Here is a 20,033-nt window from a genome sequence, read left to right as displayed (position 1 = left end):
CTAGCGGTCTTTCGGGTCGAGGGCATCACGTAAACCATCGCCGATAAAGTTAAAACAAAATAGTGTGACAACAAGAAAACACGCAGGGATCAATAATAACCATGGCGTCACTTCCATAGAATTAGCACCATCACTTAATAATGCGCCCCAACTACTCAACGGCTCTTGAGTACCTAACCCGAGAAAGCTTAAAAACGATTCAAATAAGATCATACTTGGCACGAGTAATGATGCATACACGACAACAACACCTAATACGTTAGGAACAATATGGCGTAAAATAATGTGGCGAGTGCTCACACCACAAACTAAAGCGGCCTCAATAAATTCTTTTCGTTTCAGCCCTAAGGTTTGCCCACGCACGATACGCGCCATATCCAACCAAGAAACCATACCAATAGCGACAAATATCAATAAGATATTCGTGCCAAATAATGTCACTAGCAAAATCACAAAGAACATAAATGGAAATGAGTTTAAGATCTCCAATAAACGCATCATAAAGGAGTCTACTTTTCCACCAACATAGCCAGCCAGAGAGCCATAAAGTGTGCCCACAATAACAGCCACAAGTGCAGCAGCGACCCCAACCATCAGAGAGATACGCCCACCGATAGCGACCCTAACTAAAAGATCTCGACCAGAAGCATCGGTACCAAAATAGTGCCCACTCGCCATATCTGGCGGCATCGACATCATTTCCCAGTCCGTATCATCATATAAAAAGGGGGATAACATCGGTGCAAAAATCACAAATAACGTAATCAAAAATAGGACAAACAGGCTAAATATTGCAGCACGGTTATGCATAAATCGACGTCGTGCATCCTGCCACAAACTACGCCCTTCAATATCTAATTGCTCCGAAAGTTTTTCCAGAGCTTCACTATTCTTTTGATTCAATAACACAGTGTCTTCTCCGGATTAATAACGAATTTTCGGGTCGATAACAGCGTATAACACATCGACAATCGCATTAAAGGCAATGGTCAATACACCGACTAAAATGGTTAGACTAAGAACCAATGAATAGTCACGGTTCAATGCACCATTAACAAATAATTGCCCAATGCCTGGTAAACCAAAAATCGTTTCTATCACCATTGAACCTGTGATAATTCCCACAAATGCAGGCCCCATATACGAAAGCACAGGAAGCAAAGCAGGTTTCAATGCATGACGTAAGATGATAGTACGAAGTGGTAAGCCTTTTGCACGCGCAGTACGAATGAAGTTTGAGTGCATAATCTCTATCATTGAGCCACGTGTAATACGTGAGATGCTTGCAATATAGGCTAGCGATAATGCCACCATCGGTAATATCATGTGTTTGATATTACCACCGTCCCAGCCACCACCAGGGAGCCATTTCAAATGAATGGCGAAAATCAGCACCAATAGCGGTGCCACTACAAAGCTGGGGATGACAACCCCCGTCATGGCAAACCCCATGACCGTAAAGTCCCATTTACTATTTTGATTTAATGCGGCAATAACGCCAGCAGACACACCAAAGAATACGGCAACGATAAAGGCAGTAGCCCCTAATTTTGCAGAGACAGGAAATGCTTTCGCGACTAAGTCGTTAACACTATAGTCTTTATATTTAAATGATGGGCCAAAATCACCTTTAGATAATTGCACTAAATAGTTGAAATATTGCTTATACATCGGATCATTTAAGTGATATTTCGCTTCTATATTCGCCATAACTTCAGGCGGTAGTTTACGTTCTCCCGTGAAAGGGCTGCCTGGTGCTAACCGCATCATAAAAAATGAAATCGTAATAAGAATAAAAAGTGTCGGAATCGCTTCTAGTAAGCGACGTATAATAAATTTTAACATTGCCCTTCCCTACATCTGTTGCTTAGCCGGACCAATCATCACATTGTTGTCCGGCTCCTCAGAGCCGGACTGTTATTGTTAGTGCTTAATAATATAAAGGTCTTTAGTATGAAGGTTATCGAGAGGGTCTTTACCTGTATAACCCCCCACATACGGTTTAACTAAACGCGTGTTTACATAGTAGTACAATGGCACAACAGCGGAATCTTTATCTAAGATTTTTTCAGCTTTATCATAGAGATCGGCACGTTCTTCATCCGTTTTCACTTGCAACGTCTGCTTCATCGTAGCATCGAAGTCTTTATTCTTATAATGAACAGTATTATTACTACTATGGGACAGTAGCATATTGAGGAAAGAAGAAGGTTCGTTATAGTCTGCACACCAACCAGCACGAGCAACATCATAAGCGCCTTGATGTCGGCTATCTAAGAAAGTTTTCCACTCTTGGTTTTCTAATTTGACTTCTGCGCCAATGTTTTTCTTCCACATTGAGGAAGCGGCAATCGCAATACGCTTATGTAAATCAGAGGTGTTATACAATAAATTAAACTTCAATGGATTTGCTTTGTTGTAACCCGCTTCTTCGAGCAGCTGTTTCGCTTTTTCGTTGCGCTGCTCTTGCGTCATATTCGCATACCAATCTGGCTTTTCCGTTTTCATGCCGTTGGTAAATGGTGGTGTAAACCCATAAGCAGGGATATCACCTTGAGCTTTCACTTTATAAGTAATGACGTCTCTATCCATAGAAAGTTTTAATGCTTCCCTTACACGAGGATCATTAAAGGGTGGCTTTTCGTTGTTAATTTCATAGTAATAGATACACAGATAAGGATTTACCCGTAGCTCATCTGGCATATTTTTTTGCAGCGTTTTAAATTGCTCAATGGGTAAATTACTGTAAGTCATGTCGATTTCACCGCTACGGTAACGGTTAACATCGGTAACTTCAGAGGAAATTGGCAGGTAAGTGACTTGGTCGATAATGGTATTAGCATTATCCCAATAGCTCGGGCTACGCTCAAGGACAATGCGTTCATTGACTGTCCAGTCTTTTAATTTATAAGCCCCATTCCCCACAAAGTTTTGTGGTTGAGTCCATTTTGCACCATATTTTTCAATCACTTTTTTGTTTACTGGTGACATTGAAGAATGGATCAAAAGTTTAGGGATATACGGTACTGCTTCACTCAATTCGAGAACAAGGGTATGGTCATCTAATGCTTTAACACCGAGTTCTTCTGGTTTTTTCTTACCAACAATAATGTCATCTACATTTTTCAAGTGCGCATACTGTAAATAGCTTGCATAAGGAGAAGCGGTATCAGGGTCAACAAGACGTTGGAAACTATAGACAAAATCGTGGGCCGTTACGGGATCTTCATTTGACCATTTAGCTCCCTCACGAATTTTAAAAGTCCATTCTTTAAAATCTTTATTTTCCCAGCTGACTGCCGAGCCAGGCAAAATTTCACCATTTGGTCCAACGATCGTGAGACCTTCAAAAAGATCACGAGCTAAAGCGGATTCCGGAACACCTTCAATTTTATGTGGATCAAGAGATTGAGGTTCAGAGCCATTATTACGAACGAGTGTTTGTTTCTGCGCAAGCTCAACACCAGCAGGTACCGTTGCAGCAACACTACTCGTCATTCCTCCAGCCATCAATCCAGCAGTAACACCTAAAGCAACCATGGTTTTATGAATGTATTTACTCATCTTATCCGTTACTCCCATACCATATTTCATTGTTATATTGTGGATTGTGATGCTTACCAACGCGGTAAACTGTTTATTATATTATTTTAGTACTATTTATTAGTTTGGTTTATATATAACCGCTTAATATCCATATAATCAAGAGGGTCTTTACCTTTAAATCCTCCAATTGCTGGGTTAACCAATCGAACACTTACTCGGTAATAAACAGGAATAAGCGCTGAATCTTGATCAAGCAAGGCCTCCGCCTGTTGATAAATTTGCTTGCGCGCTGCATCATCAGGCGCAACTAATGCTTTTTCTAATAGAGAATCGAACTGAGGGTTTTTATAGAAAGCGGTATTATTACTACTATCTGAAGACATGATGTTCAAAAATGCAGAAGGCTCATTATAGTCGGCACACCAAGTCGCACGTACGACATCATAATTACCGTCGTGGCGGCTTTGTAATGATGTTTTCCATTCTTGATTTTGTAAGCTCACTTCTGCCCCAATATTTTTTTTCCACATGGAAGCAGCAACTATGGCTTGCTGTTTGTTTTGATCAGAAGTGTTATAAAGCAGAGAAAATTTAAGTGGATTCGCGGCATTGTAGCCTGCTTCAGCTAAAAGCGCTTTTGCACGTTGATAGCGTTTCTCATCACTCCAACTGGCCCACTCAGGCGGTGAAAAATCACTATTATTAATAAAAGTAGGCGTAAAACCATAAGCAACTATCTGCCCTTGTCCCATAATTTTATGAGTAATAATGTCTCTATCCAATCCGAGTTTTATGGCTTCTCGCACTCTGGGGTCAGTAAAAGGTGGCTTGTTATTATTAATCTCATAATAAAAAGTGCATAAGTAAGGACGAACATATAATTCATCTGGTCGCTCTGATTGCATTTTTTTATATAAAACGGGGGGAATAGCGGAATTACTAATATCAATTTCACCACTACGATAACGATTGACATCACTGACTTCCGACGAAATGGTTAAAAAAGTTGCTTCATCTATTTTGCTATTCTGATTATTCCAATACAAAGGGTTACGTTTAAGAACAATACGTTCGTTAACAACCCACTTATCCAATAAATAGGCGCCATTTCCGACAAAATGATTACTTTGCGTCCACTTATCCCCATATTTTTCAATTACTTGCTTATTTACGGGTTTCATCGCCGTATGGTTAAGCATATCAATAAAATAAGGCACAGGATGGCTCAGCGTGACTTGTAAATGTTTTTCATCGAGTGCTTTTACACCTAGCGACTCCAGTGGTTTTTGACCTTTTAAAATCTCAGCAGCATTTTCAATATAGGCACTTTGCAGATAACTTGAATAAGGTGAACCTATTTTTGGATCAGCTAATCGCTGCCAACTGTAAACAAAATCTTGGGCAGTCACAGGAGAACCATCGCTCCATTTCGCATTATCTCTGAGCGTAAATACCCAAGTGGTATAATTCTCATTAGTCCAACTTTCAGCCACGCCTGGCGTGACTTTACCGTCAACATCCGTATAAATGAGCCCTTCAAGCAGGTTAAGGATAATACTGGTTTCCGGTATACCCTCAACTTTATGTGGATCTAATGAAGCAACTTCAGAACCATTATTAATCGTAATAGCTTGTTTAACTGCCGTCGCTACAGGCGCGGCATTAGAATGAAATGCAACTAAAAAAATAGGTAGTGAACACAAACTCTTATAAAGAAAATTCATCATCACCCTCAAAGGTTATAAGTGTTGCTACAACAAAATCCAGCACTTAATCGGCTTATTTCGTCAAAGTAATATCCTAAGTTAGCGATACCACTCACCTTTTAGATTAGTTTTCATAATTCACAAGTACCACCTATAAAAAACAACAAATTGTTAACATTGTGTAATTATGCTGAAATCTATCGTTACTATACAAATCAATAAACATTATGATTTTACGGTACTAACAGAGGATTTATCTGTTATTGCTATATTTAAATACCAAGGACTGGTTTAAACATATCATTAACATTAGATAAATTAAATAGCGTAAAAATTTACTCAGCTCACATTTCCTTACTTTTTATACCTTCTTTGACAAAAAATGCGACATATTATTATAAGTATTGCCAGACTATAATAGTACAAAATAACAGCACATTAATGTGTGAAATTATCCCTTTGATGACAATCAAATAATGATATTGGGCTTTTATTTTTTCTATTAACACGAGATAGTACAAAAATTCACATACGCTTTATTGCTTAAGCACTATAACGTTCAGAATATTATTACTAATGCGATAACAACCTAATTAATCGCCATATTAGTGACGATTAATTAGGAGGTATTAGTCATTTTTGGAGTGGATTAGAGAAGGCCTGGGAATATCGCTTTAACACCTGTGACAATGAACTCAATCCCCAATGACATCAGAAGTAAGCCCATAATACGCGTCACGACGTTGATACCTGTTTGTCCTAAATAACGAACTAATAATGACGCTGAACGAAACAGTAACCAGCAACAAAATGCAAATACAATACTTGTCAGCGCAAGGCCGATAAAATTTTGCCATCCATGCCAGCGAGATGACCAAACGATACAAGAACTAATTGCCCCTGGCCCTGCCATTAAAGGTAACGCAAGAGGAACCACGCCGATACTATCACGGACGGCAGTTTCTGTTTTCTCTTGCTTATTTTGTTTATCTTCACCAATTTTCCCACTGATCATTGACATTGCGATAGTCACTATCAAGATCCCCCCCGCAATACGAAACGAATCAATAGAAATACCAAATAGCTGAAGAATAGAATCGCCAATTAATAAGGACGTACATAAAATGATAGCTACAGAAGTATTCGCTATCGTATTGGTTTTATTACGCCCTGCACTACTTTGATAATTGGTCATGCTAATAAACACAGGTAAGATCCCTACTGGGTTTACTAACGCAAAAAGGCCGATAAAAAATTTTATATAGCCAGATAAATCAAGTAATCCTGCACCCACTCATTAGCACCTTCAAAAAGTCTCGTTTGAGAAAATGATCGATAGATAAAGTTTATCATTAAATTAATGAAATACATTGTGCTAAGTTTTGTTTTAGTTACCACGATTAACTATCGGCTTAATAAGCATACAAAAAGCAGGCTATTTCTCTATTTCACCAGCGTAATAACGATATTTTGGGTTAATTTCCAAAAAAGAAGCGAATTTAGCTAAAATTGCCATGCTGAAAGGTTTCAGTTTTGATTTTTTGTGATTTAGATCACGTTAATAAATATGAATAATGTTAATCTATTCTTAACTGATAGGGAGAGAAAATTTAAGAAAAGTACGCTTTTCATATTGATTTAAAAGCTTTTTAAGCCAATAAGCGGATAAGCAAAGTATGATAATAAATATAAACTATAATTATCTACTCACTTTTGTAACACCGTTGTGTTTCTGGATGCACTGCTCATTGGCTTAAAAAGTTTAACATTTATCAGGAGTAATCTCTATGTCAGTAACTAATGTTACCGAACTCAATGACCTCGTTGCTCGTGTCAAAAAAGCTCAGCGTGAATTCGCTAACTTCTCTCAAGAACAAGTTGACCGTATTTTCCGCGCAGCGGCGCTTGCCGCAGCAGATGCACGAATCCCTCTCGCAAAACTGGCGGTTGAAGAATCAGGCATGGGTATTATTGAAGATAAAGTGATCAAAAATCACTTTGCTTCCGAGTATATATACAATGCCTATAAAGATGAAAAAACCTGTGGCGTGCTTTCAGAAGACCCAACTTTCGGTACCATCACAATTGCAGAACCTATCGGCATTATCTGTGGTATCGTGCCAACCACTAACCCAACATCAACCGCTATTTTTAAGTCGCTGATTAGCTTAAAAACACGAAATGCAATTATTTTTTCACCACACCCAAGAGCAAAAAATGCAACCAATAAAGCGGCTGAAATCGTTCTAAAAGCAGCAATAGCCGCGGGTGCACCAAAAGATATCATCGGTTGGATAGATGCGCCATCTGTTGAATTATCCAATGCACTCATGCATCACGATGACATCAATCTGATTTTAGCAACTGGTGGTCCGGGTATGGTAAAAGCCGCCTATAGTTCCGGTAAACCGGCTATTGGTGTAGGTGCGGGAAATACCCCTGTAGTGATCGATGAAACTGCGGATATCAAACGCGCTGTTGCCTCTATTTTGATGTCAAAAACGTTTGATAATGGCGTGATATGTGCCTCAGAACAATCCGTTGTGGTCGTTGATGAAATCTATAATCAAGTTCGTGAACGCTTTGCTAGCCATGGCGGCTATATTTTGCAAGGCAAAGAACTGAAAGCCGTTCAAGACGTTATTCTTAAAAATGGCAATCTCAACGCCGCCATTGTTGGCCAACCTGCCTACAAAATTGCAGAAATGGCCGGTATCACTGTTCCTGTGACGACAAAAATTCTGATTGGTGAAGTTAAAGTCATTGATGAATCAGAACCATTCGCTCATGAAAAACTTTCCCCACTACTCGCCATGTATCGTGGTAAAAACTTTGAAGATGCCGTAGAAAAAGCAGAGTTACTGGTGGAAATGGGCGGAATTGGTCACACTTCTTGTTTATATACAGATCAAGATAACCAAGCTGAACGCGTTAATTATTTTGGCGTGAAAATGAAAACAGCGCGTATTTTGATTAATACCCCTGCCTCACAAGGTGGTATCGGTGACCTATATAACTTTAAATTAGCGCCTTCTCTCACACTGGGTTGTGGTTCATGGGGAGGTAACTCCATCTCTGAAAACGTTGGACCAAAACACTTAATTAATACTAAGACTGTGGCGAAAAGAGCTGAAAATATGTTATGGCATAAACTTCCTAACTCAATTTATTTCCGTCGCGGTTGTCTTCCTATTGCCCTTGAAGAGATAGCAACGGATGGCGCAAAACGTGCGTTTATCGTGACTGATGGTTATTTATTCAATAATGGCTATGTCGAAGAAGTCATTAATGTCCTTAAACAACATCATATTGAAACTGACGTCTTCTTTGAAGTTGAGGCTGATCCAACCTTAACCGTTGTCCGTAAAGGTGCAGCACAAATGAACGCCTTCAAACCTGATGTCATTATTGCATTAGGTGGTGGCTCACCAATGGATGCCGCCAAAATTATGTGGGTAATGTACGAGCACCCAGAAACCCATTTCGAAGAGTTAGCATTACGCTTTATGGATATCCGTAAACGTATCCATCGCTTCCCCAAAATGGGCGTGAAAGCAAAATTAGTCGCTATTACCACAACGTCTGGTACTGGTTCTGAAGTGACACCATTTGCGGTAGTTACTGATGATAAAACAGGTCAAAAATATCCATTAGCAGACTATGCTCTAACGCCTAACATGGCGATCGTTGATGCAAACCTAGTCATGAACATGCCAAAATCGTTGACTGCATTTGGTGGTTTAGATGCTGTGACGCATGCTCTAGAAGCTTATGTTTCTGTTTTAGCGAACGAATACTCAGATGGGCAAGCACTACAAGCGCTGAGTTTATTAAAAGACTATCTGCCCGCTAGCTATCATGAAGGGGCGACTAACCCTGTGGCAAGAGAACGTGTTCATAACGCCGCTACCATTGCAGGTATTGCATTTGCAAACGCCTTCTTAGGGGTATGTCACTCAATGGCCCATAAACTGGGTTCTGAATTCCATATACCGCACGGATTAGCTAATGCACTATTAATTAGTAATGTGATTCGTTACAACGCTAACGATAACCCAACCAAACAAACCGCATTCAGCCAATATGACCGCCCACAAGCACGTCGTCGTTATGCTGAAGTCGCTGACCATTTAGGTCTGACGAAAGCGGGTGATCGTACCGATACGAAGGTTGAGAAGCTATTGGCTTGGCTTGAAGAGATCAAAGCAGATTTAGGCATTCCTAAGTCTATACGTGAAGCTGGCGTTGCTGAGGCAGACTTCTTAGCGCATGTTGATAAGTTGTCTGAGGACGCGTTTGATGACCAATGTACAGGTGCAAACCCACGTTACCCATTAATTTCCGAGTTAAAACAACTGCTACTTGATTCCTATTATGGACGTGAATTTACTGAAGAACCTGTTGTCGCAACCGCGAAAACAGAAAAGAAAAATTCAAAGAAATAATTAAATAATTGCACAATTAATAAAAAGGCACTGATTAAAAACCAGTGCCTTTTTGGTAATATAATAAGTAATTATTTATTATACACTTTTATCAACTAATAACGCCCTGCCTCTGTTTTATTTCAGTAACCATCAATTAGTTAGCGTTAATTAAAGTGAATAGCAACCTTAGGAATAACCCCTTGATTCATTAGTTTTGCTTGTTCGATGGCTTCCGTATAGTGCTTACGACACACTGAAATATACTTCTCGTTACCGCCTATATCGACCTGTGCGCCTTCGTAGACGGGAATACCATCATTCCCTATCCTCAACACTTTATTTGCTTTACGACCGCAATAGCACACTGTTTTTAATTCGACTAATTTGTCTGCCCATGCTAATAAATATTGACTACCCGCAAACAATTCTCCTGAAAAATCGGTTCTCAGGCCATAACATAAAACGGGAATATCACAGTTATCGACAATATCGCATAGCTGTTCAACTTGCTGTTTTGTTAAAAATTGACACTCATCAATTAAGACACAATGTACCTTTTTTATCCCATTTTCACTTTTGATGATTTCAGCCATATTCGTTGTAGGCGAAAATAGTAACGCATCCGCAGACAGCCCAATTCGAGAAGAGACTTTACCTTGCGAGAAGCGATTATCGATTTCAGCGGTGAAAATCAATGTGCGCATTCCTCTTTCATTATAGTTATAAGAAGATTGCAGCAGGGATGTCGATTTTCCCGCATTCATAGCAGAATAGTAAAAATATAGCTGAGCCATCAGCCTAGTTCCTCTAAATTAATAAACGAAATAATCTTACCATAAAACATGTTATTAGATTAACAATCCGCATTTTAAGGGTTTAAAAACAGCACAATACACAAAACTCTATTGGCTTTAATGAATTTAGACTGATACTAAACACCTTTTTTGCTCCTATAACAGGTAAAATAACGAACTATCGTTTGTGCAAAATAGCCTGTTATTTTATCAACCATATAGCTAGCCTGCTGTATCAAAAAAAGAAAATTTACGTTTAGGCTCATTTATTTGAGCTTTTACCACTAATAAAGATGTCACCGTTTACGAGTGAGTACCTCAAATTATAATCCAAAAAAACTTCGGTTAATTGAATCCGTTTTTCATTAGTTTGGATATTGATAATAGTGGTATATATATATCAGTGAAAAGTTAATATTTCTTTTGTAAAAAAATTGCTTTTGGTAAAGATAACTTTTAAACTAATAGTGTAAATTAGCTATTGCAGAAAATAAAATAGCATTCTATTATTAGTGTACACAGGCCAACAATTAAATTTGAGACCAGGAAAATGAGCGAATCTTTAAAAGCATTAAATAACATCCGTACTCTTCGTGCACAAGCAAGAGAAATTGCTTTAGAATCACTGGAAGAAATGCTGGAAAAATTAACCGTCGTTGTTGAAGAACGTCGTGAAGAAGAAAATCAAGCTCGTGCAGAGCTAGAAGAGAAAAGCCGTAAGCTGGAAAGTTTCCGTCAAATGGCAGAGGAACAAGGTATCGATCTAAACGAACTTGTTCAAATTTTAGATACAGGTAAAGGCACTAGCACTCGTGCTAAACGTGCTGCTCGCCCTGCTAAATACAAATATGTCGATGAGAATGGCGAAACTAAAACTTGGACAGGCCAAGGCCGTACGCCAGCTGTTATCAAGATTGCCATTGAAGAACAAGGTAAATCTTTGGACGATTTCTTAATCTAAAATTTTAACCTTATTCAAAAAAACGCCCTAATATTAGGGCGTTTTTTTTATCTGATATTTGTTTTTTTTATTATATAAGCCTGTCTATACAAATAGCACCGCCAATATTCCCTGTATTAAATAAAAGCCCCCTAACCCAAACACCGCAACCTGCTATAACCGTCGTTGAACTTTTTATCTCCAAGTTATTTATCATTATGATTTAAATTTTGTCACACCATAAAGTAAAGTTATGTAATTTGCCCTACCCTCAAACGCGTGATTGAATAATCAGATTTAGGGTTATACAAAAAAATGATGTATTTACCCATTCAATATGTAAATTAAATTAAATAATAATTTACATTACACTACCCTTAACTATCGACTGTTCTAAAATCAACAAACAAAAAAAGCCAACCTTCCAGTTAGCTTTTATCAATCATCATAGAGAGAAGCTGTGTTATTTAGAACTGTTCAACTCGTGTGATAAATTTTTAATCCATTGGGAAAAGTCTTTGCCTAAAGTATCATGCTGCAACCCATATTCTACAAAGGCTTTCATATAACCTAGCTTATTACCACAATCATGGCTTTTACCACATAAGTGATATGCTTCAACAGGTTCATTATTTTCCATCATGATGGCAATAGCATCGGTTAATTGAATTTCATCACCAGCTCCAGGTGCTGTTTTCGCTAATGTATCCCAAATTTTTTCGGATAAGACATAACGTCCAACAATAGAAAGGTTTGATGGCGCTTCTTCTTTCTTCGGTTTTTCAACCATACGACTGATTGGTTTACTATCACCAGGAAGTAAAACCGCACCATCACAATCCACGATACCATAATTGGATACTTCATCTTCTGGAACAGGCTCGACTAAAATTTGACTCGCACCTGTTGCTTCAAAATGTTCAAGCATTTCGCTCAAATTAAATTTCGTTAAATCGGTGCTATAGCGGTCTAAAATTACGTCGGGCAAAATAACGGCAAAAGGCTCATCACCCACAAGTGGTTTAGCACACAAAATTGCATGGCCTAATCCCTTAGCGATACCTTGACGCGTTTGCATAATAGTGACATGACTAGGACAAATAGATTGCACCTCATCAAGTAACTGGCGTTTTACACGCGCTTCTAAAATAGCTTCAAGTTCAAAACTCGTATCAAAGTGGTTTTCAATCGAGTTCTTTGATGAGTGAGTGACTAAAACAATTTCATTAATACCTGCTGCGATACACTCATTAACCACATATTGAATGAGTGGCTTATCAACAAGAGGTAACATCTCTTTTGGAATTGCTTTAGTCGCTGGAAGCATACGTGTGCCGAGACCCGCAACAGGAATGACTGCCTTACGTACCTTTCTTTTTGTCATATTCGTCATAACTCCAGAATTCTCCTAAGCACCTTATTCTATAGACTAAATCAACAGTAATAATGTGGTGCGTTTTTAGTGCGAGGCAGTATAACAGGAATAATTTCTGGATAAATAGTACTAATCCCTAATAAGGAATGATATTGCATCTAATGGATTAAATTTAAACAAAACTTAAGCTTCTGGATTAAACATTAATTTAATATTTTGATGATTATTCCAAATTCGACACTGCCAAAATGTTCCTCGAACATCCAAATGATTGGAGGGTTGATGCTTTAAAGTGCCTAGTGGAACACTTCGTGACAAGCTATATTGTGCGTTTTCGGTAGATACTTCAACCTCCAAACCACCACTAGCCAAAATAATTGCTTTATTATATGTATTGAAATACCCCAGCAATATTGGAAATTGCCCGCTAAAACCAGAGTCTTCTAATAAATAATTTATCTGATTAATAATTTTATCAATTTTCGGCAACTTTTTATCAGGAAAACTCACCGCATTTTTTAATAAGTCATTAAATACAACCCGGATCAAAAATGCTGCCATGATACCTTCTCTAGGCGAACGCTCAATATCAATACAGTAAAAACCAATTTGTGTATCTGATATCGGTGCTAAATCCAGTAATAATCCAAATTGGTTAATTGCATTTAATTGACGGTAATTAATTCGATAGCCATTAATAACCTGATTTACTGGTGGTTGCAGTTGCTTTAAGACAGGAATGATATCCTGCTCATCATAATCCATTAATGATGAGATATCTTGAGGATGTAATGTATTTATCAGTTCACTATCATATAGCTCTGGATAAAGATTGGCGTGAATCGTGACTTTCAACTCTTCTAAATTTTTGATTGGCTTTAATAAGGCATCTTTTGCTCCCAACCTCAGCATACGATCCAACTGAGTAAAATCGGTTGTCGCCGATATCACAATGACAGGTATATGAATATGCTGAGCGACCAGTTCTGACATAAAAGCCTCACCACTCATCACAGGCATATTAAGATCACACAAAATAACATCCGGCCTAATTTTTTCGACCGTGAGTCTTATTAATGCGCTTTGACCATTATCAGCGACGAAAACCTGCATACCTTGTGCTTGTAAGTACCCTTCTAACATTGAGCGAAAAATTTTTTCATCTTCAACGATGAGTATCTTTTTATTTTTCATGTTGAACCTACTTCTGGCTATAATTGGCAATTAACTACCAATACTATTATTCATATGACAAAATCATTGTACTATCACTTTTAAAGTATAGTTATTTTTATTACCTATACTTATTTTTATAGAGTAAAAAGATGGAACAATCCTTAAACCAGTGCTGTTTTTGTGGCAATACCGCACCTTTTGGCCAATGTTGCCAACCTTATCTCGAAAATAAAGCGACGCCTGAAACCCCAGAACAACTGATGCGATCCCGCTATAGTGCGTATGTGACACACAATGCGGATTATCTCATCGCAACTTGGCATCCTGATTGTCAGGCTGAACAGTGGCGAGAAGAACTCCAACAAAGTTTCTCACAAACGAAATGGATCTCTCTTCGTGTTATTAGTTCTTCTTATGCTAAAAATAGCGATGAAGGATATGTCGAATTTTCAACTTGCTTTATTGATGAAAAAGCTGATCATAAACAGCTTATTCATGAACGTTCCCGTTTTCTTCGCATAGATAAACGTTGGTATTACATAGATGGTGTGACACCTAAGACGGGTCGAAATGACCTATGCCCATGTGGTTCCGGCAAAAAATTTAAAAAATGCTGTAACAATAATTAGTGGTTATGTTTTACCCATCGTAACGGAAATGCAGAATGTATCGCTTGCTGAATTGTTTGCTTTATCATTCACGCGGCTAACTGGTTCACAGAGAGAGGATTTATCTTTGTGCACCAGAGCGTTATGAACCTAGTCATAAGTCGCCGCAAAGAAAGAATGATAGCCAATTCGCTTTGTAAGTTAAGGATCAGACACCTCCATGCAACAAAAAAATGTACAAAAAAAAGTCCTTCGCACTATATGTCCTGACGCAAAAGGATTGATCGCTAAAATCACCAATATTTGTTACAAGCACCAACTCAACATAGTCCAAAATAATGAATTTGTTGATCATCGTACTGGTCGGTTCTTTATGAGAACGGAGCTTGAAGGGATTTTTAATGATGAAACCCTTCTCGCTGACCTAGATGATGCATTACCAGTAGGTTCAAAACGTGAATTAAATTCATCGGGTCGTCGTCGCATCGTGATTATGGTTACGAAAGAAGCTCATTGCTTAGGTGACCTATTAATGAAAAGCGCATACGATGGCTTAGACGTTGAAATTGCAGCTGTTATCGGTAATCACGACACACTAAAAAACCTTGTTGAGCAATTTGGTATTCCTTTCCATCATATTAGCCATGAAGGTTTAACCCGAGAGCAGCATGATGAGAAAATGATTGCGCAAATCGACCAATACCAACCTGATTATGTTGTTTTAGCCAAATATATGCGTGTATTGACTCCCGCATTTGTCCAGCACTACCCGAATCAAATCATTAATATTCATCATTCATTTTTACCCGCCTTCATTGGTGCCCGTCCATATCATCAAGCATATGAACGGGGCGTTAAAATCATTGGAGCAACCGCCCACTTTGTTAATGATAATCTTGATGAAGGCCCTATTATCACGCAAAACGTCATTAATGTAGACCATACCTTCACTGCTGACGATATGATGCGAGCGGGTAGAGATGTAGAAAAAAACGTGCTTAGCCATGCATTATATTGGGTATTAGCGCAACGCGTTTTTGTTTACGGAAATAGAACTATTATCTTGTAAGACACTTAGCTGCTGTTTAAATATGCATGCAGAGTAAAAAAACAGCACTTAAACAGCTTTTAAAAATTAATGCTTTACAGGGGCGCGTCATTTGATATGATGCCGCCCGCTGTCAACGAATACAGCAATTCAAAATCTGGTGGGATACCCAAGCGGCCAAAGGGAGCAGACTGTAAATCTGCCGTCACAGACTTCGAAGGTTCGAATCCTTCTCCCACCACCATTCAAGCAACTCCCTGACCTAAATCATCAATAGTATCCATAAAGCGATTTAACACACTCAAATGTGATTTAGACTTATAAATATAGCAACTACACTCATCTATAATGGAATTCAAGGGAATATATTGCAGTAAGTTGTCCGCGATTTCATGCTCAGGATAACAATCAATAATAGCAATAAAATCACCCACTTGTAGAAAACTTTGACAACTACTGATGTTATCCATTTGTCGAACACTTGCTTTGTTACCCTCAAGCTCCACCTTTTCGAGTAATTCCCCCATTAAATTACTCTTATAGAATGCAGGGTCACATAACCAAGTACAATTTTTTAATAGTGCCATAATATTATGTTGATGCTTTTGATATAGCTCACTTCGACAAAAAATTCCTAATGATGCATTTTCTATTTTTCGTTGTAAGGAAAAACGCTCACTCACGACTGGCTGTGAACTTAAAATTAGTGTATTTCCATCATAATCGACTATTTCATCAACCTCCTCATAATTAAATCTTAATATATTAATTTGGACATTATTTTTATTAGCGGCTTGATAAAGATTAATAAGAAAGTTTTCTTTCCCCCAGTCATAATAAATATTTGCTTCATTGACAATATAGCCCGTGAAATGTTTTTTGGTTATTTCTTTCTCCTGCAAGTAAAGATCGCGCAAGTCATTATATAATTCTTGTCCATCTTTAGTTAAAGTCATACCAAATTTTTCTCTCTTAAATAACCGCTTACCCAAGCTGGTTTCGAAATCTTTAATCGACTTGGCGATAGGTGGCGTCGTTCGGTTCATCACTCTAGCAGCCTTACTTAATGAGCCATTTTCAACAACTGCTATAAATGCCTCTAATTTTCTTGAAAAGAACATATCTATGACCCCATTCTGTTTATTAAACATGCAGAATCCAACATTATTAATCATTAAAAACAATATGTTGAATAGCCCATCACTTGACATTTCAGATGAAAACTTTAATTTAACTTTTCATTGAATGAGTAACAATATTTCATAAAAGTATTTTTATATTTTCCAACAATGCAAAGCAATATATTATACTGTTTCATTTCATTATTTTTTATGGCTCGACTATTAAATCACATTAAATATAAATCACCAATTGGAAATCAATGAACATATTTTTCATTAATTGTACAATTAATAATGTTACTTAAAATTTGGAATGTAATGTTATTATTATAATTAAGGTAAAAAATATTTATTCCCCATAATTAAAGTCCTGTTTAAATAGTTCTTTAATAGTTACAGTTAACTCCGCATCTGATAGAATCCCCCTGTACAGACAATATCTAACAGGTGATAAAAGACCATGAAATTTATCTCGTTCAACATAAATGGCCTCCGTGCTCGCCCACATCAATTGGCGGCTATTATTGATAAGCATCAGCCTGAAGTGATCGGGCTACAGGAAACCAAAGTTCATGATGACATGTTTCCTTATGATGAGGTCAGCAAGCTAGGCTATCATGTATTTTATCACGGCCAAAAAGCCCACTATGGCGTAGCGCTATTGACCAAAAATGAACCTGTCGCTGTGCGTAAAGGGTTCCCTACTGACGACGACGATGCACAACGCAGAATTATTATGGCGGATATTGAGACCAATAATGGTCTGCTAACTGTCGTGAATGGTTACTTTCCCCAGGGTGAAAGTCGCGACCATCCAACAAAATTTCCTGCCAAAGAAAAATTCTATCAGGACTTACAAGACTATATTACATCAACTCAGACACCTGAGTCACAACTGTTAATCATGGGTGATATGAATATTAGCCCAACCGATCTCGATATTGGTATCGGTGACGCAAACCGTAAGCGTTGGTTAAAAACAGGGAAATGTTCTTTCTTACCAGAAGAGCGGGAATGGATGGAAAGATTACTCAATTGGGGCTTAGTCGATACCTATCGTGCCATGCACCCTGAAACCAATGATTGCTATTCATGGTTTGACTACCGTTCAAAAGGATTTGATGATAATCGAGGATTACGTATAGACCTACTATTAGCCTCAACGGCTCTTTCTCGCCGCTGTTTAGCGACAGGGATTGATTATGAAATCAGAGGAATGGAAAAACCATCAGATCACGCCCCCGTTTGGGCTGAATTCGATTTAACGAAAGACTAACCTTTCCCCATTCAATAATAAGGGAGTGACTCTCATTCCCTTATTGATCATGATAAAAACAAGAATGATTCTTGGATTGTTAACTACTCTTGTACACTCTTTTTCATTTTTTTAGCCGATTTAGTGGCTTTTTTAGTGCCTTTGGCATGTGTTACCGGTGGTAATTCACGAAACGCACGTAAATTAGTCAACTGGCGAGCCTGAGAGATCAGCTGTGTCAAGGTGGCGCTTAACGGATTCATAAAATCATCATATCGCGTTTGCTTTTCACTGATTTGCGTCAAAATAGATTCCCAATGTGCGGTCATATCCGGTAATGTCGCCATATCAGGCAATACATGAATGAGCGCTCGGCCTGCGGGGGTGGAGTGAATATAACGACCTTTTTTAAATAGGAACTGACGTTTAAATAATAAATCAATGATCCCTGCACGTGTCGCTTCAGTGCCTAACCCATCCGTTTCGCGCAATACTTTTTTTAAGGCTTTATCTTGAACAAAGCGCGCTATCCCAGTCATTGCTGATAATAAAGTTGCATCAGTAAAAGGTCTTGGTGGCTGAGTTTGCTTTTCAACAACCTCTCCTTTTTCACACAATAACTCATCCCCTTTAGCCACAACAGGTAATGGACTACCATCATTTTCAGAGTCTCGCTCTTTATTCCCAAGAACCACTCGCCAACCTGCTTCCGCTAAAAAACGTGCCTTAGCAATAAATTTACCCTTTTCAATATCAAGCTCAATGGTACATTTGCGATAAACGGCATCTGACATAAATTGAATGATATATTGACGCGCCACTAACTGATAAATATTAGCTTCATTTTCAGTTAATTTAACCGCCGTTGCTTTAGCTGTCGGAATAATCGCATGATGAGCATCAACTTTTTTGTCATCCCAACAACGATTTTTTTTATCCAGTTCAGGCAGTTCGAACTGGGTTAGTTCTGGTTGATGAACTGAAATCGCATTCAATACCGAATGACGTCCAGCAAAGTGCTCATCAGGCAGATAACGGCTATCTGAACGTGGATAAGTGATGAGTTTGTGGGTTTCATACAGACGTTGGCAAATGTCCAACACCTCTTGTGCGCTTAATCCAAATTTTTTAGCCGCTTCAATCTGTAATGCAGATAGTGAAAAAGGTAACGGAGCCGTTTCAGATTCACGCTTGTCTTGATATTGGGTGACAAAAGCCGGTTTTCCGGTAATTCGCGAGACAACATGTTCAGCGAGAGGACGATGAAATAGACGCCCTTCCTCATCCTGATAATCAATGCAAGATTCACTTGGTTGCCAAATGGCCACAAAACGTTCATCTTGAGGCGTCACTATATGCGCTTTGACCTCAAAATAATCTTTCGGTACAAAATTTTCGATGTCTTCATCACGACGAACAACCAGACCTAGTACTGGTGTTTGCACTCTTCCCACCGACAACACACCTTGATAACCGCCTCGTTGCCCCAACAGCGTGTACGCTCGAGTCATGTTAATTCCATATAACCAATCTGCTCGTGCCCGTGCTAGTGCGGAAACACATAATGGAATAAATTCGCGATTTTCTCGTAGCCGGTCGATGGCTCTTTCTACTGCTTGTGGGTTAAGGTCATTAATCAAACAACGTTTGACTTGCTTCCTTTTATCGGCCGGAAGTTTTAAGAAATCTAAAACTTCATCCACCAACAATTGCCCTTCTCTATCAGGGTCTCCTGCATGCACGACCTCAGTCGCTTGTTTGAGCAAAGTATCAATTGTCTTTAATTGTTTGGTTACTGCGGAACGCGGTTTGAGTTGCCATTTTTCAGGAATGATCGGCAAGTCTTGCAAATTCCAGCGTGCATATCGAGGTTCATACGCGTCGGGTTCTGCTTGTTCCAATAGATGCCCGATACACCACGTGACTATTTGATCATTACCACACTGGATAAAACCATCACCTCGTTTGTGAGGCTTAGGAAGTACATCCGCAATTGCCCGCGCAAGGCTAGGCTTTTCCGCAATAAACAAACGCATT

Annotated in this window: 15 protein-coding genes and 1 tRNA gene; 6 read left to right on the top strand and 10 right to left on the bottom strand. The window is 38.6% G+C overall.

Annotated elements, in window-relative coordinates; genetic code table 11:
• The 5 genes from oppC to O7C57_RS10185 form a co-directional block, all read right to left on the bottom strand.
• Positions 1 to 909, bottom strand: a complete 909-nt coding sequence (gene oppC / locus O7C57_RS10205) for an oligopeptide ABC transporter permease OppC (RefSeq protein ID WP_163861540.1) — start codon at positions 907 to 909, stop codon at positions 1 to 3.
• A 15-nt stretch (positions 910 to 924) separates the two neighbouring features.
• Positions 925 to 1,845 (bottom strand): oligopeptide ABC transporter permease OppB, encoded by a 921-nt coding sequence (gene oppB, locus O7C57_RS10200; RefSeq protein WP_154623666.1) that lies wholly within the window; start codon positions 1,843 to 1,845, stop codon positions 925 to 927.
• A gap of 78 nt (positions 1,846 to 1,923) precedes the next feature.
• The gene (gene oppA / locus O7C57_RS10195) at positions 1,924 to 3,564 is read right to left on the bottom strand and encodes an oligopeptide ABC transporter substrate-binding protein OppA (RefSeq protein ID WP_269723974.1); all 1,641 of its coding nucleotides are present in this window, start codon (positions 3,562 to 3,564) and stop codon (positions 1,924 to 1,926) included.
• Positions 3,565 to 3,656: 92 nt separating this feature from the next.
• The gene (locus tag O7C57_RS10190) at positions 3,657 to 5,273 is read right to left on the bottom strand and encodes an ABC transporter substrate-binding protein (protein ID WP_425476432.1); all 1,617 of its coding nucleotides are present in this window, start codon (positions 5,271 to 5,273) and stop codon (positions 3,657 to 3,659) included.
• A 628-nt stretch (positions 5,274 to 5,901) separates the two neighbouring features.
• Positions 5,902 to 6,546 (bottom strand): YchE family NAAT transporter, encoded by a 645-nt coding sequence (locus O7C57_RS10185; protein ID WP_163861536.1) that lies wholly within the window; start codon positions 6,544 to 6,546, stop codon positions 5,902 to 5,904.
• A gap of 493 nt (positions 6,547 to 7,039) precedes the next feature.
• Between O7C57_RS10185 and adhE the strand changes: the two genes are divergently transcribed.
• On the top strand, positions 7,040 to 9,697 hold the full coding sequence (adhE, locus tag O7C57_RS10180) for a bifunctional acetaldehyde-CoA/alcohol dehydrogenase (RefSeq protein ID WP_154623668.1): 2,658 nt from the start codon (positions 7,040 to 7,042) through the stop codon (positions 9,695 to 9,697).
• A 146-nt stretch (positions 9,698 to 9,843) separates the two neighbouring features.
• On the opposite strand, the gene O7C57_RS10175 is transcribed toward adhE, so the two are convergent.
• Positions 9,844 to 10,473 carry a thymidine kinase gene (locus O7C57_RS10175; RefSeq protein WP_154623371.1) on the bottom strand — a complete coding sequence of 210 codons (630 nt, stop codon included), beginning with the start codon at positions 10,471 to 10,473 and terminating at the stop codon, positions 9,844 to 9,846.
• A 550-nt stretch (positions 10,474 to 11,023) separates the two neighbouring features.
• On the opposite strand from O7C57_RS10175, the gene hns reads away from it, so the two are divergent.
• Complete coding sequence (gene hns, locus O7C57_RS10170; RefSeq protein WP_163861532.1) at positions 11,024 to 11,434, top strand: histone-like nucleoid-structuring protein H-NS; 411 nt, start codon at positions 11,024 to 11,026, stop codon at positions 11,432 to 11,434.
• A 442-nt stretch (positions 11,435 to 11,876) separates the two neighbouring features.
• Here hns and galU read toward each other — a convergent pair whose 3' ends face one another.
• Together galU and rssB are read right to left on the bottom strand one after the other, a co-directional pair.
• A complete protein-coding gene (gene galU / locus O7C57_RS10165) occupies positions 11,877 to 12,806 on the bottom strand; it encodes a UTP--glucose-1-phosphate uridylyltransferase GalU (RefSeq protein WP_251464099.1) in 930 nt (309 codons plus the stop codon).
• A gap of 165 nt (positions 12,807 to 12,971) precedes the next feature.
• Positions 12,972 to 13,982, bottom strand: coding sequence for a two-component system response regulator RssB (gene rssB, locus O7C57_RS10160; protein WP_154635699.1), 1,011 nt, complete (start codon positions 13,980 to 13,982; stop codon positions 12,972 to 12,974).
• Positions 13,983 to 14,113: 131 nt separating this feature from the next.
• Here rssB and O7C57_RS10155 point away from each other — a divergent pair, with 131 nt between their 5' ends.
• From O7C57_RS10155 to O7C57_RS10145, 3 genes are all read left to right on the top strand, one after another.
• Positions 14,114 to 14,593, top strand: coding sequence for a YchJ family protein (locus tag O7C57_RS10155; RefSeq protein WP_269723973.1), 480 nt, complete (start codon positions 14,114 to 14,116; stop codon positions 14,591 to 14,593).
• A 199-nt stretch (positions 14,594 to 14,792) separates the two neighbouring features.
• The gene (purU, locus tag O7C57_RS10150) at positions 14,793 to 15,641 is read left to right on the top strand and encodes a formyltetrahydrofolate deformylase (protein ID WP_154623829.1); all 849 of its coding nucleotides are present in this window, start codon (positions 14,793 to 14,795) and stop codon (positions 15,639 to 15,641) included.
• Between the two features lie 138 nt (positions 15,642 to 15,779).
• Positions 15,780 to 15,864, top strand: a tRNA-Tyr gene (locus O7C57_RS10145).
• A 1-nt stretch (position 15,865) separates the two neighbouring features.
• Here O7C57_RS10145 and O7C57_RS21630 read toward each other — a convergent pair.
• On the bottom strand, positions 15,866 to 16,741 hold the full coding sequence (locus O7C57_RS21630) for a LysR family transcriptional regulator (RefSeq protein ID WP_269723993.1): 876 nt from the start codon (positions 16,739 to 16,741) through the stop codon (positions 15,866 to 15,868).
• A 460-nt stretch (positions 16,742 to 17,201) separates the two neighbouring features.
• Between O7C57_RS21630 and xthA the strand changes: the two genes are divergently transcribed.
• Positions 17,202 to 18,017: an exodeoxyribonuclease III gene (xthA, locus tag O7C57_RS10135; protein ID WP_154621941.1), complete on the top strand. Its 816-nt coding sequence runs from the start codon at positions 17,202 to 17,204 to the stop codon at positions 18,015 to 18,017.
• Positions 18,018 to 18,100: 83 nt separating this feature from the next.
• Here xthA and O7C57_RS10130 read toward each other — a convergent pair whose 3' ends face one another.
• On the bottom strand, positions 18,101 to 20,032 hold the full coding sequence (locus O7C57_RS10130) for a DNA topoisomerase III (RefSeq protein WP_154621942.1): 1,932 nt from the start codon (positions 20,030 to 20,032) through the stop codon (positions 18,101 to 18,103).
• Position 20,033: the final 1 nt, after the last annotated feature.

The sequence above is a fragment of the Providencia sp. 21OH12SH02B-Prov genome (genome assembly GCF_027362595.1).
In the GTDB taxonomy this organism is placed as follows: Bacteria; Pseudomonadota; Gammaproteobacteria; order Enterobacterales; family Enterobacteriaceae; genus Providencia; species Providencia zhejiangensis.
This window is presented reverse-complemented; position numbering and strand designations above follow the sequence as displayed.

Excerpts from the sequence above, each read along its gene's own strand:
- adhE (WP_154623668.1), top strand. The coding sequence starts at position 7,040 with ATGTCAGTAACTAATGTTACCGAACTCAATGACCTCGTTGCTCGTGTC.
- galU (WP_251464099.1), bottom strand. The coding sequence starts at position 12,806 with ATGACGAATATGACAAAAAGAAAGGTACGTAAGGCAGTCATTCCTGTT.
- purU (WP_154623829.1), top strand. The coding sequence starts at position 14,793 with ATGCAACAAAAAAATGTACAAAAAAAAGTCCTTCGCACTATATGTCCT.
- rssB (WP_154635699.1), bottom strand. The coding sequence starts at position 13,982 with ATGAAAAATAAAAAGATACTCATCGTTGAAGATGAAAAAATTTTTCGC.
- xthA (WP_154621941.1), top strand. The coding sequence starts at position 17,202 with ATGAAATTTATCTCGTTCAACATAAATGGCCTCCGTGCTCGCCCACAT.
- hns (WP_163861532.1), top strand. The coding sequence starts at position 11,024 with ATGAGCGAATCTTTAAAAGCATTAAATAACATCCGTACTCTTCGTGCA.
- oppB (WP_154623666.1), bottom strand. The coding sequence starts at position 1,845 with ATGTTAAAATTTATTATACGTCGCTTACTAGAAGCGATTCCGACACTT.
- O7C57_RS10130 (WP_154621942.1), bottom strand. The coding sequence starts at position 20,032 with ATGCGTTTGTTTATTGCGGAAAAGCCTAGCCTTGCGCGGGCAATTGCG.
- O7C57_RS10190 (WP_425476432.1), bottom strand. The coding sequence starts at position 5,273 with ATGATGAATTTTCTTTATAAGAGTTTGTGTTCACTACCTATTTTTTTA.
- O7C57_RS21630 (WP_269723993.1), bottom strand. The coding sequence starts at position 16,741 with ATGTTCTTTTCAAGAAAATTAGAGGCATTTATAGCAGTTGTTGAAAAT.
- oppA (WP_269723974.1), bottom strand. The coding sequence starts at position 3,564 with ATGAGTAAATACATTCATAAAACCATGGTTGCTTTAGGTGTTACTGCT.
- O7C57_RS10155 (WP_269723973.1), top strand. The coding sequence starts at position 14,114 with ATGGAACAATCCTTAAACCAGTGCTGTTTTTGTGGCAATACCGCACCT.
- O7C57_RS10175 (WP_154623371.1), bottom strand. The coding sequence starts at position 10,473 with ATGGCTCAGCTATATTTTTACTATTCTGCTATGAATGCGGGAAAATCG.